We start from the raw sequence: 15,154 nt of genomic DNA, 5'->3' as shown, positions 1-15,154 counted from the left end.
ATGCCTATCGCTGGAGGCACCTCGTCGAGAACTTCTTCTGTAGCCTCAAAACATTCCGGCGCATCGCTACCCGATACGAGAAAACTGATCAGAGCTACCGCGCCATGATCAACCTTGCGGCCCTGAAGATCGCTATGCGCTAAATGTCCACACGCCTTAGTTCATCAACTTCCACACCCAGCGCGCCGATCACCTCGGTCTGGCTGACGCTGAGACTTTCAAGTTCGCCGAGCGCCTTGACCAGATCGTCGCGCTCCTGCCGCAACGCTTCGACCTCATCGCTCAGGGCAGCGTTTTCGGTGGCGGTCGCCTGACGCTCGACATCCAGCTCCCCGCTGGCAATGCGCTCCACCGCAGCGATCAGATCCCTGCGCCCAGCCTCGGAAAAGACCAGCGGCTGCACCACCGACCTGTCCGCGCGCCTTTCCTTCCAGTCACGCACCATTTCATAGGCGGTGCTGCGCGAACCCACGCTGCCCAACTTAGTCCAGACGAGCGATCCGTTGATCGACTTCATCGGCATGCCCGAGGCGCGAAGCTCATCGCAGACGGGATCGACATCTTCCTGAAACAGCTTCTTCATTTTACGATATTCCGAGCATTGTGCCCCGCCCGCTGTACGGTCTGTATCGTTGTACGGATCATACGCTTTGTACGGATGATACAGCGGCGGCTGGGGCAGGATTCCAAACATGCGGCAGTGACTGCCGCTGACCGATGCAGCCTGATTGGCCAGCAGCAGTATCTATGGCGCTGCCCAGCGCTGCGGCGGCGCGGTCAGCATCCGCCGCTCACGCCATGCCGACGGGTCGGAGAGCGAGACCTGATCTGCCATCGCCCTGAGAAATTCGACGACCTGACGGACCGCCCAATCCAGCCACTCGACCAACAGCCAGAGCCAGGGCGATCGCATCCGGGCGATCGACGCCAGCAATATGCCAATGATCCGAAGCACGGATGCGGTCATCCGGCCGACAGCTGCCTCTTCATGCGGTGGATCGGGATGCTCGCTCTGGGTCACCCATTCCCTGATAGGATGGCGCGACAATTCCCGCCAGAGGCGCACGCATTTTATCTGCTGTCGCGACGAAATTTGGCGCGCGCTTCCACCAATGAAAAGTCCGTGCCTGCCTTCCACTTGGCGGTTTTCATGTACCCAGCATGGAAAATAGCCGCACAGCAGACACCGCACGCCGTCCGCAGACTCGCGCACGAACCCGGCCCAAGCCGCAAAACGGCTTTCCCAGATAAGTCCTGAAACAAGAACTTCTACTGACCACAAATGGGAACCAGTCCCCATGCTCTAAAAGTTGCGCAATACCTCTAACGCTGATGCAGTCAGCAGTTAGAGGGGAACTCTGGCGAGTGGTCGTTTCACGATTAGTCGCTTCCTCACGTCAGCGGCGGCTATCGCCGTTTGTAAGATTTTCCAGTTCATCCTACAAACTGGACTTACGGCTATCATCATTTAGCCGTTGCTTCAATGATCTTGATCATGGACACTATTGTTCATGCCGCAACAACTCGCCTTCGACTTCGAGCCTTCAGCCGCTCTCACAGCCAAGCAGGCTGAACTCGCCCGAGCGGCGATCCGCAAATATCGCGATCGCGCAACTGCCCGATCGGACGACGACATCACTGGCCGGGAGACCAATGTCCTCAAGCTCAAGCGCCGTCGGTTCGTTCAAGAAGCGGACCGTGCGATCGCATCGGTCAAGCGCGAAAGGCGGCCCATGGAATTGGCGCCGGCGCGCTTCCACTTGCCACGCGCGCCGCAGGGGCGTCCCACCACAGCCGATGGCCGCCAGTCCTTCCATTTCGAACTGACGAGAGTGACCAAAGGCGTGGGCGGCACCTGCCACACCAATGATGGCAAACAGGCCAATCCGGTTGGCCATGTCGGCTATGTCGGCCGAGACGAAGCTGTGGCTTCAACGGCGGATACAGCTCAGTCGAGCGCGGCACCCCATGAAGCGGTTGCCCATATCGGTTATGTGGAGCGCAACATGGCGCTCGCGATCGACGAAAGCAGCAGGCCCGTCATTCTGAACAACATACCCGGCGATGCCGCCACCTTCTTCGCCCAGGTGGTGAAGCATGAGCGCGAAGGCCATCCCGATGGCATCTGTCTTGCCAAATCATTCGACGCCGAGGCCCTGTTGCCGCTGGCGGATGACGACGCCATCCCGGCAGGACTGAAGGGCGCAATCGAAGCGATAGTCGCTGATCCCGAACGCTATCGGGTCCGACAGTCGGGTAATACCGTCACCAGAACCCATCCCTTCCAGATCGAGGCCGACATCGAGGGCGTAGCGGCCTGGCTCAAGAAGAAGAAGGTTGGCGCAGCCATCCATGTACGTGAAGGCCGAGGCGGTATCGTGCAGCGGCGCATCACCGGCGAACTTCCCCACGAACTGGGACCGGCGGGATGCGAGCGCGTGTTGGCTACTCTGGCAGCGGAACTCGATAAGCGAAAGCTGCGCTACTACCTCGCCCTACATGCGCCCACGGCGGCCAACCATGACCGCAACTGGCATTTCCACCTGCTCTTCTATGATCGCCCGTGCGAGTTGATCGGTGGCGAGTGGGATTTCACCATCGCGGCCCAGCATAAATCGGCATCGCGCAATGCCAGGGAAACATATCCCCATCGCCAGCCCAAGGACAAGGCGGTGGGGCGCCGCGAATGGCCGAGCCATATGCGCAAGCTCTTCGCGGATGCCGTGAATGTCGAACTCGCCATGGTCAAATCCCGGCGACGCTACGACCCGCGAACCTTCGCCGAGATGGGCATCGAAGCTGAACCGCAGATCCATCTTGGATCAAAGGCAGCGTTTCTCGCTGCCTGCGGCGCGGCGCCGAAGAAGGAACTGGGCAATGCGGAGAAGGGCTGGCGGTGGAAACTGCGCCAGCTGCTGCAACTTCATGATCAGCAGGACAAGGATGACGCCGACCGGGTGGCGGCGCTCCGCGCCATGGCTGCCGAAGACGACAAGGCGCTCAAGGAAGTCGCGGAATTGGAAAAGCAGCTGGAGACGGGTCGTGCCGCGGCGCGCACCAGCGACGTCCTGCTGAACATCCTGCATCCCATGGCGCGCAGCAACGCGGAGCGCACCGCCCGCGACATGGCGGGGCATGCCGCTGACTTTGCCGCCAAGCGGAGAGCAGCAGGCAAAGACCCTGCGCAGCATCCGCGCTATCTGGCGCTCACCCAGCGCGGTCGTGACGCCGAACTCCATCTTCAGGATCTCGAGCGCGAGTTCGCGGCGGAAACCAGCTTCGCTCTCGACCTCTATGTCAGCGCGCAGATTGCGCGCGAGCAGGCCCAATTCGATATGGATGTCCTGCAGGCAGGAGTGGTTCGGTCCAGGGCGTCGGCAAAGATTCTTCCCACTCCGCGGGCGACAGCGCGCCTGGATGAAGCGTCAGGTGTTGGACAGAGTGTTCCCGCCATCATGCCGCATGTTCCGGCTGACGTGCCGCTCACGCCTGATCCAGCCGAACAGCGCCGCGCGCCGACCGCGCAAGCACGCAGCGCGGAGGTTGATGGCTGGCTCGGTCGTATCGACGGGCACCGCCGCCGCCTGGTCCGGCGTGACGGCCGTGTCGAGCCATTCAAGCTCGACGAACTGGACCGCATGATGCTGGCCACCGCTTCGGTCGAGCAGTTGAACCGGCTTGATCGCATCCGCGACCGGCAGAACAGACTCATCGCCAGGATCGTGGAAGCGGTCGAGGCGGCGCCGGGCATATTGACGATCCCGTCAGGATCCGAGGACGAGTGGGCGTTGGCCCATCGCGATCCCGCCATGCAGGATGGGTTGCGCCGCTATAGCATCGATCCAGCCGTGCAGAATCGCCTGCGCGCTGCTCAGACAAAGGGCCGCGCTGCCCAGGCACCCGCTCAGCTGACGGCTTCGCCCAATGTGCACCGGGTGATCGACAAAATTTCGAAGCGCGGCATGCCCATACTGACAAAGGGCGAACAATTGCGGATCAGCGAGGCTGAGGCTGCCCGCCTTGGTATCGCTCCAGCCGATCTTCAGTCGCCAACGGCACAGAGACGCCTGGCGGGCATATATCGCACGCAGGCAAAGCTCCGCGCGTCCGTCCCTTCGACGCCCGTGCCGTCTGCGCCTGCCGTCACTTCCACGCCTGCAGCCGCACTTCCCAAGAACAACTTAGCAGTTCCAGCTCCCACATCACCTCCGGTCGAGACTGTCCAATCCAAGAGCGAGCCGGTCGGCATAACGCCTGCCAGCTCCCCCGCGAAAGCGGCGGAACCGGCCACGGTTGAACCTCCCTCGCCGCCAAAGCAGCCGCCGAATACCCCATCGGTTGAGCGTCCAAGGAACGACAAAGCGGAACTGGTTGCCGCCTGGCTGATGGCATGCGCGGCGGCAGAAAAGGACCCGACCTGTGCGCAAGAGCGCGACAAGGCGGCCGCCAGGCTGATGGCGGACGCCGCGGCACGGTCGTTCCTCAATCTGCTCAATGCGGACAGGCTGAATGATCTTCGGCAACAGGCGTCGGCCCATCATGAACGCCACGCACCTGCAAAGGTCGTGGCCGAGGCGAAGAGGGCTGACTCGGTGGCACCGCCCGTCGCTGTGGAACAGCCTGCCCCGGCAGCCCGGTCACCCGAAGAACAGCGGCGCCTGCATCTCCAGCGCCAAATACCGCTTGCGCAGAGGGGTTCGCTAGGGCGCTGATACGCCCGCATCGGCGTCACGAAATCGGTGCTACAAGCCTGTCGGCAGCATGGAAAAGGCGCCGCTGGCGGGTGTGCTGAACAGCAGTGAAGTCGAAGGTTTTGGAAGAAGGAAAATAGAACGGGCGTAAGCCTGCGCTGCTTCCAGCCTTCACTCACTCACCGGCTCAGCCGGTATCCCAGCCCTGCGCATCGTCACCACACTGTCCCCAGGGCGGTGTGCGGTCGTGCGCCTATCGGAGACGACCATGCTCCCCTCCCATACCATCACCGCATTTACGCCCGTCACCATCAATGCCGGTCATCCGACCGCCCGTGGCGACATTGCGGTCGGCGCTGCCGCGCTGACCGTGACAGTCGTGGCCGGACAGGTCAGCTTCGACCTGTCCTCCTTCATCCTGCGACCCAACCAACCCGCGCAGGAGTTTCTCGGATGGATCGATGATCGCCTCAGCGACGATCAGGCTACCCTGTCGATGTATGAGCCGGGCCGCGTCGTCGAATTGCTCAGCCAGTTGCCGGACGTCGTCTATTCCTCCGGCTTCCGCAGCCTGGCAGGTGGTGGTAACCAGCCCATCATCCGCCTTCAGGTCGAAGAAAGAAGGCGCTTCATCTCTCTTCATAAAGCCTGCGCTCAGGCCCACATCGCCTGCGCATCGACCGATCCGGCCGAGCGCTTCGTCGCCTGGGTCAAGGGCGACATCGACCAGATCGCGGTGGATGCCGAGATCGACGCGATCGCGACATGGCGGATGACGGTCGCCGCGATCGAACGCAAGAGCGGCCTCGGCCGTGAACTGGCGACCATCCTCCATCGGCATCTGGTGCAGTGGCTGCGCGACACCGATCGCGCCTCCACACGCGCGCATGAGCGCAATCTCTCTCCCATCGCTGGCTGACACGCCCGCCGCGCCTGCGGGCGCGTCCCTATCGAAGGATATTTCCATGGAACTGATCGATCTCTCGATCCAGGATCGTGGCTTCGCGCCCCATAGCATCGCTATCAGCTTGCGGACCGCAGGATGCTGCTTCGGCATGCTCCACCGCCCGGATTCCCGGATTATCGCTGGCATCGGCCTGCTGCTGGTCCAGCCAGATGACGTCGGTGGCTTCAGCATCGAAGCCGACGCCACTTATCTTCAACCGGGCGATACGGCCATCGATCTGCTGGACTGGCTGGATGATCGGATCATCGAGCAGGCGGCGATCATTAGCTGGGATAGGTGGTGGCCCGTAGCGCGCCGACTGGGCGCGCTCGCGGATCCGGAGCGGCATGCTGACTTGTTGGCGGCAGCAGGCGATACCGCCGGGCGCTGGCGGGAACTGCCCACAGCCGACACATGGTATCTGCGCCAGGCCCGCGCGCTGCCGGTTCCCTGCATTTGCGACGCTGGTGTGCAGGTCGCGGATTGCCACTCGACGGTGCCCTTGTCGCTGCTGCCGGATGCCGACATCGCCGTCCCGCAACTGAAACAGGAAGCCATCGCTGGCTGGCTCGCCTGGGCGAGGCAATTTTCCGACTTCGATTTGGACCCCATCGCGACGCAGGCGGTGCGCGCGCTGGAGGAATGGCGCGCGACCATGCCGATTTCGGACAACGGCTGATCGCAAACCGACGATTTTCAATGCCCCCGGCACCATGCGCCGCATCGTGCCGGGGATCTTCCATCCCCGCCTTTCCGCGCGTCCATGGCTGAGCTTCAGCTCTCGCTGATCATGTCGGCACCCCAACAGCCCCATCTTTTTTGGAGAATATCCCATGCATATCGACCCCGCCCGTGTCTTCAAGGCTGCCTCGCCCCGTTTCATCGTCGTCCTGGATGGCGAATTTACCTTTGATACTGCCTCCCATGCACGCTACCAGGCGACCGAGCGCTTCGCACCAGACGATCGCCACACAGCCAAACCGGCAGACGCATCGAACGACCCGCGCGTGACGCCGCGCTGGCCGTTCCTTCGCCTCGTCACCCTCTCCTGGCTGGTGCTGTCCGATGCGGGGGATGGCCTGCGTCCCCTTCGCCTCGAAAGCCGGGGTCTGCCGGAGCAGGATGAAGCCGCGATCTTAACGGCGTTCTTTAACGATATGCAGCAGCTCGGCGCGGTCGAACTCGTCACCTGGGGCGGCTTCCATGCCGATCTGCCGCGCATGCTGATGTCTGCCATGACGTCAGGTCTGCGCGTGCCTGACGCCCTGAAGGGCCTGCTCTCCCCATGGCGACGGCACGAATCCGGCCATCGCGACCTGATGAGCGAGGTTTGCGCGGGAGCCGGTCCCGTCCATCTCGCCGAAGTGGCCGCGCGGTTGTCCATTCCGGTCAAGACGGTCTGCCGCGCCGACCTCGTGTCGCGGCTGATGGAGCATGGTAAATGGTCGTCGGTCCGCGCGGTCGCCGAAGGCGACGTATTAACCACGGCCATGATCCTCATGCTCTGGCGCGACATGGCGGGCGAAGGCGCGTCGGCGCTCGAAGCGAAAATGCGGCTCGCGGCCTTTATCGCCGAAAATTGCGCGCACCGTCCCTATCATAGGGACTGGCTCGCCTACCGCGACGAAGCTCTGCGCACCGCCTTCGCGGCCGAAACCGCGCGCATCGGCGCGCTCGCACCAGCCATCTGAAAGAGAAGAGAATTGCGTCCCAAGAACGACGGAAAATGAAGAAATGGGCCGCTGTCCCAGGAAGGAATGTGCGATGACTATCCACCACACCCAAATCATGATCAACGCCGCCACTTTCGCCCTTCGCGGCCTGATGGGCTACCCGCAGTTCGCGCCGACCGCGCACACCATCGCCTTCTGCTCGGGAGGCGAACGCGACGTTGAAGGCGCAAACTGGATCTGCCAAATGGTGCAGGAAAGCGGCAACGACGTCGTTCATGTGAACTTCGGCGCCGACTCCCTTGAACCGATCAGCGTTTCGCTCGCCCTGCGCCAAACCCTGTACGTAGATTGGCACCTGCGCGTGCAGCTATACGCTGCCAGCGAAGAAGCATCGATCGAACTGCTGACGTCGCAGCATCGTTGGGCGGTCGGCTCGCGCCATGTGCTCATTGCAAAGCCGCTTCCGTCGCGCAGTAAGATCAAGGCTGGCGTCGAGCGCGCCGCCCGTCGCTGGCGCGAAACAACGCTGTCCACGGCAGAGGGGCCGCTGCCGACGGCCCACCTGCTTCCGGTTGGCTCGTCCTTCGCGAACGCGATGCCGGATCAGGGCGATGCGACCATCGTGAGGATGTTCGCCTGAGCGCCCGAGAAGCGAACAAACGCTTCGAGCTCGTCCTGCGCCGGCCATGTGTCGGCGCAGACAACTTCAAAAGCGGCGGTCAGGAAGAGCAATGGAGAAAGAAAAAAAGAAGGGCTTCGTTAAATCGAGTAATGCTCGGTTCTTACCGAACCGTTAAAGCGCAAAGCGAATTTGCGCTTTTTTGCCCGAAAGATGCATTCGGGACACAGGAACTGTGCCTCCTGTTTCTTTCTTTTTTTCCTTTCTCCTGTTGACCTCATGATGCTTCCAGCATGGAAAAGGAGATCATAGTTTAAAAGCCTCCCGCGTTATTAATCACAATCTGGGTTTCATCATTCTCTGATGTTCACACTTCCTGGTACCAAGCATAAGCTTGCGGAGCGCACCAGGATCGGCTGACCACATACCCGGCTCCCCCATCTATGACAGAAGCCCGGCCTACAAGCGGACAGACCACTGAAAGATCTATACATCTGGCTAAATTCAGAACCAACTGATCGGCACAAAATGGCGGCCCCTGTGATCTGGATATCGAGCAACCAATGCGCGATCCGCTTGGCCGGAGTACGATCTGCGCCTATTCGAGGATGGCGTGTTGGCCGCAGCAACATGGTTCTCAGATTGTCCTGCCACAACAATGAATAAGGCTCCTCACCTTGGAAAACGGGCGAACTGCGGACAAACCCATAACGATTGCCGCCAGTCTTGTTCACCGACGCCGGAACCGCTATCGGAGGCGCCTGACTGCATTGTCTGCAGCAAAATAGGGTTTAACGATGGTAAGTAACTTCCGAAAGCTTGTTCGCAGGGCAGATATATTTGCACTGATTTTTATCGTAATACCCACAGCTGTATCAGTAGTATATTTCGGTTTCCTAGCATCGGATGTGTACATCTCCGAATCGCGTTTCGTGGTTCGCAGTCCAGACAAACCTGCGCAGACGGGTTTAGGGGTACTCTTCAAGGGGCTAGGCTTCTCGAATGCTGGCGACGAAATGGCTATTAGCCGCGAAGCCGTTTTATCCCGCGACGCGCTCAGAGCCCTCGAGAAAAACCACGCCTTTAGCCAAGCCTTTCAACGAGATAATATTTCGATCTTCAACCGGTTCAATCCCTTCGGCTTCGCAAAGTCATTTGAAGACCTATACCAATATTATCTGGGAAAAGTAGACCTTGAACAAAATTCCTCGACCTCAGTAGCCATATTGAAGACGAAGGCCTACAATCCCAAAGATGCGCAGACGTTCAATGCCCAGCTGTTATCCATGGCGGAGGACACTGTAAATAAATTAAACGTCCGAGGGCGACAGGATCTAGTTCGTTACTCTGAATCGGAATATGATTCTGCGAAAGATTATGCGCGGAAGTCCGCTCTTTCACTTTCACAATATCGCAATCAAAAGCAAATTCTCGACCCAGAAGCGCAAGCCTCTGCGCAATTGCAAATGATTTCCAAACTTCAGGACGAACTAATCTCAAGCCAATCTGAACTTAGGCTATTGCAGAACCTGACTCCCCAAAATCCCAAGATACCTATTCTGCAGCAAAAGACGGATGGTCTTTCGGGAGAAATTCAAGCCCAATTGGCAGCGCTCGCTGGCGGCCGCAACTCGCTAGCGACAAATTCCGCCCAGTACCAGAGACTGATCTTGGAGAGCCAATTTGCGGATAAACAACTCGCTGCTTCTATGGCGGCGCTCGAACAGGCCCGGAATGAAGCGCGCCGTCAGCAGGCCTATGTAGAACGCATCGTTCAACCGAACCTCCCCGATTACCCGGAGGAACCCCGTCGGCTGCGCGGCATTCTTACCACCTTCATTCTTGGACTGGTCGCTTGGGGCATCGCCCGTATGCTGCTTGCTGGCCTAATGGAGCATAAAGAGTGATCAGCACTCTTGCCGATAGTCTGCGTGACGCAGGGCGTGCATGGGCAGTACAGCGCCGAGTACTGGGAGCGCTCCTCTTACGAGAGATATTAACCCGTTATGGCAGGCACAACATAGGGTTCTTATGGTTGTTCGTCGAGCCTATGGTTTTCACATTGGGAGTGACCGCCCTATGGTCAGCGATGAAGGCGACGCATGGCTCGTCGCTTCCGATCGTTGCCTTTGCGCTGACTGGCTATTCGACTGTGCTGCTTTGGCGCAACATGCCTGCACGTTGCGTCAACGCGATTGAACCCAATCAGACCCTTCTGTACCATCGCCACGTTAAGGTGTTCGACTTATATTTGGCGCGCGTTCTCCTCGAAGGAATGGGCGCAACGATATCCTTTATATTTTTGTCGATCTTCTTCATCACCATCGGCTGGATTGCACCCCCTGAGGATCTGCTGAAAGTCGCCGGCGGATGGATGATGATTTTCTGGTTTGGGGCCGCTCTAGCCATTTTTGTCGGAAGTCTAGCATACGACAACGAACTGGTGGATCGCATCTGGCATCCTACAGCCTACCTGATATTTCCGCTTTCAGGCGCAGGGTTCTTGGTTGATGCGTTGCCTACCAAATTCCAAGAAATACTGCTCTATTTGCCGATGGTCCACGGCGTAGAATATCTCCGAGAGGGCTATTTCGGTTCAGCAATACGGACCCATCATGATTTAGGATATATGGCGAGCGTCAATGCCGTCCTGACCTTCGTGGCGCTGGTAGAAGCCCGTAAAGTTTCAAACCGGGTGATACCAGCATGATGGAAATGGTCGATGTGTGGAAGCGGTACCCGATCCATGGCGGGCATCATCAGGTACTCAAGGGCGTAAATCTCAGCGTTTCCATCGGCGAGAAGCTCGGCATCCTCGGTCGGAACGGCGCGGGGAAATCTACAATGATTCGGCTGATCAGCGGGGCGGAACGCCCTGATCAAGGCCAGGTCACGCGGAAAATGTCGGTATCCTGGCCATTGGCATTTGGCGGCGCCTTTCAGGGAACGCTCACCGGCCTCGACAACCTCCGCTTTATATGCCGCGTCTATGGCGTCGATCCAAAGGATAAGGTCGATTTCGTCGATGATTTCGCTGAACTAGGGCCGTTTCTTAGGGAACCGGTTCGAACCTATTCTTCTGGCATGCGCGCCCGGTTGGCATTCGCCCTTTCAATGGTCATAGAATTCGACTGCTTCCTTATCGACGAAGTCGTATCAGTTGGCGACAGCCGCTTTACTGCTAAATGCGAACTGGAATTGTTTCAAAAACGCAAAGATCGAGCAATGATCATTGTGTCTCACGATGTGAATTATTTGAAGAAACATTGCCAAAAAATTGTTTTGCTTCAAGATGGACAAATCCGAACTGGCGAGAACATCGATGAAGTCCTCCGAATTTACAGCAAGTCGTAATAGAGAAGGAAGAAAATGGTAGGCCGGAAGACCAAGGTATTGCTGGAGATGCGTCCTGCATTGGAAGGGTTCGCAGGAATTCCGCAAGAGGTACGCCTACTGTTTAATGGGCTCCGAAAGATTGACACGCTTGAAGTTGAAGGAATGTTACAAACATCTCATCGATTCCTGTCAGCTGGAGCGACAAAAAAGACCCTCAGGAAGCCCAATAAGTCCCGGTTGATCAACCGCTATTCAAAGGTGATTGTTTCGATGGCGGAAGCCCCTCATGGGTCTGTCTTCGATCGCGTGGCTCGCCGCTTCCGACGCAAAATGAGCGCAACGACATTGGCTATCACCTCCTCCCTAGGGATGAATAAAATTGAGTTGGGATTGTTCAAGTCAGCGGGCTTCCACGACTTTGTGTGGCGCACATTATTTGATAAAAGCCTTTCAAATGGCGATTTTCGCAACGTCGTCGGTGCAGATTTCCGGGTCTGCTCCGTTCCTTGGCACACCATGCACCTGTCAGGACTGAACACCCTCGGCTGGAGTAGTGTCGCCCGATATCCTCGGCTTGAGACCGGCGATTTTCAGCTTTTCATTGGCCAGACGCCCTACCCGGGCAAGATATCCCGAAATACCAAAATGGTCATCCGGTACCATGACGCAATCCCGGTGCTCATGCCGCACACCATCCCGGACAAATCCATTCATCAGGCGACGCATTTTCACGCCTTGCAGGCTAACGTGAAAGCGGGCGCATGGTTTGCCTGCGTCTCTGAAGCAACAAGGCGGGATTTGCTGGAACTGTTTCCCGAGGCTGAGAAACGATCGGTCACGATCCACAATATGGTTTCTTCCAGCTATTTTCCTGAAGATGCTGCTCCAGACAAGGTGCCAGGGATTATAAGATCGCGCCTCCACGAGGGCGACAAGGCCAAGGGCGTCGATGTTAATCCAACCTTTCTGACCAATGCGGAACGCGAGGCATTTTACCGCAAGCATCTGGAAGCGAACGGGATAGAATATCTTCTTATTGTCTCGACGCTGGAACCAAGAAAGAACCATGCAAAATTGCTGGCGGCTTGGGAGCAGATCAAAAAGAACGAGGGTCCGAAACTTAAGCTCGTCATAGTAGGGGGCTTGGGCTGGGATTATGCGCCCATGCTTCGCCGTTTCAGTTCTTGGATCGAACGCGGTGAACTATTCCTGCTCAGCGGTGTCCCCTCAGCAGATTTGCGTACGCTCTACCGAAATGCAAAAGCCACCGTTTGCCCGAGCTTGGGCGAAGGATTTGACTTTTCCGGCGTAGAGGCGATGCGCTCAGGGGGCATAGTCATTGCTTCGGACATTGCGGTCCATAAAGAGGTTTATGATGATGCGGCGATCTATTTTGATCCCTATTCAACCGGCGACCTGACAAAGGCTCTTCGAAATACCCTTTACGGCTCCGAAACAGGCGCGATCCGCCAGTCGCTTGTGGCAAAGGGGAATGCTGTTTCTTCCCGGTATCTGCCCGAAAACATTCTGCCGAAGTGGCAAGACTTTATCGCGCGGATCATGTGACGGTGGACGCTTCGGAGTATTCCATGAAAAAGGCAATAGCCGTCGTCGCCTACGACAGGTTCGACTACTTCTCCTTGGTCTTACCCTCCATTCTGGCGCAAACTGTCGATGGCAGTCCTGCCGCCGACATTTACGATATATTCTATTTTCAGGATGGGTTCTGTCTCGATGATGTCCGGAGCGATGCATCGGGCCATAAGCATATTTCCGCCATGATCGGCCAGCATGCCAAAGAGGGGCGATCCTACATTCAGCAGGATAATCTCGGCGTCGCCCTTCATTTTGACTTCATCGAAAAGAAATTGTTTCGGGACTTGGGTTATGACTTTGTCTTGTTTTGTGAAGACGACCTGATCCTCGCTCCTGGTTATTTGGCAGCCATGGATTTGATGGCGGATCGATTCTCTGGAGATGAGCGGATTGGAATGTTTTCGGCGCATCCAGCACATGTTTCAGCTTCGCTGGACGAACAGAAATCGCGCGCTCATGAGTATGGACCGATGGACCACAATTGGGGCTTCGGTCTCTTTGGTGATTTTTGGGAACGACGGCAGCCATTCGTGGAAAAATATTTAGAGATAATAGGAAAAAGGCCATACCGCCAACGACCGCACAGAGTGGTTTACGAATGGCTAAAGGGATGCGGATTTAGGCCTGCCGCCTCCAGCCAAGACTATGTAAAACAATGTTCGACTGTAGCTTTAGGCGGCGTAAGGATTAGCACTTTATTCAATTTAGGAATGCCTATTGGTCGTAGTGGGTTACATTGCAGCCCTGAAATGTTTGATAAAATGGGTTTCAATAACACTATAGTATACCAAGGAATTCCTCGTTCAGTTGGCTCATTGGAACAAGACGATTATCATCGGATCTTCAAAGCCCAATCGAATATCATGGTTTCTCCGCCCGCTCTTATTGCTGAAGGGGTGGATAAGGTCGCGGTCACGGGATGGCAGCGACGTGTTGATTCCGGCGAATTCAATGTGGAGCGCGTTCTAGGAAATGATTGGATGACGCATGAAAAGCCGCAAGAGGCCGCACCGAAAATCGTGTGGACTCCGCAGGACATTCCTCGCCGACCTCATATGGAGCCCGAAGGGCTCGACAAGTTCACCGAACGCCTAAGGAACGCGCGCAGCTATCTCGAATATGGCGCGGGGGGCAGCACTGTTCTCGCCGCCGAAATGGGGATCGAGCGCATCATGTCGGTAGACTCCGATCGAGGTTTCCTCAAGGCAGTCAAGCTCGCCGCTTGCGGATCCGAAGGCGACAATCGCCTGACAGAGCACTTTGTAGACATTGGGCCGACGGCGGAATGGGGCAACCCCACAGATCAATCATGTTCTTCTCGTTGGCCAGCATATCCATCAACGGTTTGGAGGCGATATCTAGACAAGCAGGAGCATCCTGACCTCGTACTAATCAAAGGGCGCTTTCGGGTCGCATGCTTTTTGACGACCCTCATCATGGCTCGGAGCGGAACGACAATCCTTTTTGATGATTATTTCGATCGCCCCCAGTATCATCTGGTCGAGAAATATCTCACCCCTGTGTCCCGCGCTGGACGCATGGCTGAGTTCGTCACAAACGGGGACGCCCTGCTGCCCGCTATCACCTTGGACCTGTTGGAGAGGTCAACCGACTTCGGTTGAAAAAGCGCTTATGAGAGAAGACACCGCGCAGGCCATTTCGTCTAGCTTACGACTGATCGCTGATCAGTTGACAGTTGACACAAAATGGTCCGTTCAGCAGCTCGACAATATTTTGCAGACCACGTTGGTCCCATGGTATCGGGAACAGCGAGATGCAGCCCAAACGATTGAATCTCGGCTCACATACGCCCGAAAAATTGTGCAATCTGGCATCGGCGACGAGAAGGATTGGGCACATATTGCCCATCTTCTTGCTAATGATGAGCAATTGGACGAAGCTACCCGAACCATGGAACATGCGCGATCCATCTCCCCAAAAGCTGAATATTTTCAATTTTTGGTGAGCGTGAATGAGCGCATGGGACGCTTTGATAAGTCGCTAGAAATGCTCGCTTCATGGGGCCAGATTGCACCGGATGACCCCCAATTGAGAATTGATGAGGAGCGCGTAACACGTGCACTCAAAAGAGGGATGAGAAGGGCCGACTGCAGATCAAAAATGCGTTTAGCAAGTGCGCTTCTAAGATATGAGAGAAGCGGTTCCATTCAATTTATCCGGCTTCTCCCATACATGCTCCCCTTCACATTTGCCCGCCCAGGAAAAAAAATATGAGGAATCCAGCCCTATTTCGAATCGTCCCCTCGCTTGGCCTGACACTCGCACTTCTTCC

The 15,154-nt window shown here is 57.2% G+C and carries 13 protein-coding genes and 1 pseudogene; 12 read left to right on the top strand and 2 right to left on the bottom strand.

The features are described 5' to 3' along the window. A pseudogene (locus BV95_RS07135) lies at positions 1-143 on the top strand (IS5/IS1182 family transposase); the annotation flags it as partial. Here the strand turns inward: BV95_RS07135 and BV95_RS07130 are convergent. Both BV95_RS07130 and BV95_RS23470 read right to left on the bottom strand, forming a co-directional pair. Further along, positions 140-694 (bottom strand): DNA-binding protein, encoded by a 555-nt coding sequence (locus BV95_RS07130; RefSeq protein WP_081873302.1) that lies wholly within the window; start codon positions 692-694, stop codon positions 140-142. The pseudogene BV95_RS07135 and the gene BV95_RS07130 sit on opposite strands and share 4 nt — an antisense overlap. A 51-nt stretch (positions 695-745) precedes the next feature. After that, positions 746-967 carry a hypothetical protein gene (locus BV95_RS23470; protein ID WP_156028607.1) on the bottom strand — a complete coding sequence of 74 codons (222 nt, stop codon included), beginning with the start codon at positions 965-967 and terminating at the stop codon, positions 746-748. 544 nt (positions 968-1,511) lie between these two features. Here BV95_RS23470 and BV95_RS07120 point away from each other — a divergent pair. The 11 genes from BV95_RS07120 to BV95_RS23460 all read left to right on the top strand — a co-directional run bounded on the left by BV95_RS07120 (position 1,512) and on the right by BV95_RS23460 (position 15,096). Continuing rightward, complete coding sequence (locus BV95_RS07120) at positions 1,512-4,712, top strand: MobA/MobL family protein (RefSeq protein WP_037449270.1); 3,201 nt, start codon at positions 1,512-1,514, stop codon at positions 4,710-4,712. A gap of 247 nt (positions 4,713-4,959) precedes the next feature. Then, entirely contained in the window at positions 4,960-5,610 is a 651-nt protein-coding gene (locus BV95_RS07115) for a hypothetical protein (protein ID WP_037449267.1), read from the top strand. Further along, positions 5,579-6,316 carry a hypothetical protein gene (locus tag BV95_RS07110; protein WP_234703112.1) on the top strand — a complete coding sequence of 246 codons (738 nt, stop codon included), beginning with the start codon at positions 5,579-5,581 and terminating at the stop codon, positions 6,314-6,316. The genes BV95_RS07115 and BV95_RS07110 overlap by 32 nt, the downstream gene beginning before the upstream one ends. A 154-nt stretch (positions 6,317-6,470) precedes the next feature. Then, on the top strand, positions 6,471-7,328 hold the full coding sequence (locus BV95_RS07105; protein ID WP_037449261.1) for a 3'-5' exonuclease family protein: 858 nt from the start codon (positions 6,471-6,473) through the stop codon (positions 7,326-7,328). 73 nt (positions 7,329-7,401) lie between these two features. After that, the gene (locus BV95_RS07100; protein ID WP_037449258.1) at positions 7,402-7,950 is read left to right on the top strand and encodes a hypothetical protein; all 549 of its coding nucleotides are present in this window, start codon (positions 7,402-7,404) and stop codon (positions 7,948-7,950) included. Positions 7,951-8,837: 887 nt separating this feature from the next. Further along, a complete protein-coding gene (locus BV95_RS07095) occupies positions 8,838-9,836 on the top strand; it encodes a KpsE/RkpR family capsule polysaccharide export protein (RefSeq protein WP_234703111.1) in 999 nt (332 codons plus the stop codon). Further along, positions 9,833-10,639, top strand: a complete 807-nt coding sequence (locus BV95_RS07090) for an ABC transporter permease (protein WP_234703110.1) — start codon at positions 9,833-9,835, stop codon at positions 10,637-10,639. Before BV95_RS07095 ends, BV95_RS07090 begins: the two co-directional genes overlap by 4 nt. Then, entirely contained in the window at positions 10,636-11,283 is a 648-nt protein-coding gene (locus BV95_RS07085; RefSeq protein WP_037449253.1) for an ABC transporter ATP-binding protein, read from the top strand. The genes BV95_RS07090 and BV95_RS07085 overlap by 4 nt, the downstream gene beginning before the upstream one ends. A 15-nt stretch (positions 11,284-11,298) precedes the next feature. Beyond that, the gene (locus BV95_RS07080) at positions 11,299-12,831 is read left to right on the top strand and encodes a glycosyltransferase family 4 protein (protein WP_037449249.1); all 1,533 of its coding nucleotides are present in this window, start codon (positions 11,299-11,301) and stop codon (positions 12,829-12,831) included. Positions 12,832-12,854: 23 nt separating this feature from the next. Further along, a complete protein-coding gene (locus BV95_RS23465) occupies positions 12,855-14,483 on the top strand; it encodes a glycosyltransferase family protein (protein ID WP_156028605.1) in 1,629 nt (542 codons plus the stop codon). A 10-nt stretch (positions 14,484-14,493) separates the two neighbouring features. Then, positions 14,494-15,096: a tetratricopeptide repeat protein gene (locus BV95_RS23460; RefSeq protein ID WP_156028603.1), complete on the top strand. Its 603-nt coding sequence runs from the start codon at positions 14,494-14,496 to the stop codon at positions 15,094-15,096. The last annotated feature ends 58 nt before the right edge of the window (positions 15,097-15,154 follow it).

The organism is Sphingobium chlorophenolicum (genome assembly GCF_000722875.1).
GTDB classification, from domain to species: Bacteria; Pseudomonadota; Alphaproteobacteria; order Sphingomonadales; family Sphingomonadaceae; genus Sphingobium; species Sphingobium chlorophenolicum.
The sequence above is the reverse complement of the archived record's forward strand: the minus strand, read 5'-3'. Positions and strand labels throughout refer to the sequence as shown.